Source organism: Vibrio sp. 10N.261.51.F12 (assembly GCF_041471725.1).
Taxonomy (GTDB): Bacteria; Pseudomonadota; Gammaproteobacteria; order Enterobacterales; family Vibrionaceae; genus Vibrio.
On the sequence record NZ_JBFROV010000084.1, the window covers coordinates 1 to 272 of the forward strand.

Below are 272 nucleotides of genomic sequence, written 5' to 3' on the forward strand. Positions count from 1 at the left end.
TCGTAATCCCAAGACCCATCAGCGCTCAAGGTCAGGATACCTACCGCACCGTCTTCACCGCCCGTTAAGGAGCTCACCGAGGCGAAGGTCGCTGGGTCCGTTTGGAACACGGCTTCATCCGCGCCATCCACATCCTCGATAGTCAGTTTACCCGCGTCGCTCAGCGTCACTTGCGAGTCATCTTCTGTCACCGCGCCGGTCGCGTCCGTTGCATCGGTCACCAGTGTCGGCACATCGTTCGTTCCAACAATGTCCACCGTAATGGTGTGCTC

The 272-nt window shown here is 58.8% G+C and carries 1 pseudogene; it reads right to left on the reverse strand.

The window, feature by feature from the left end:
- A pseudogene (locus AB4405_RS24430) lies at positions 1 to 272 on the reverse strand (hypothetical protein); the annotation flags it as partial.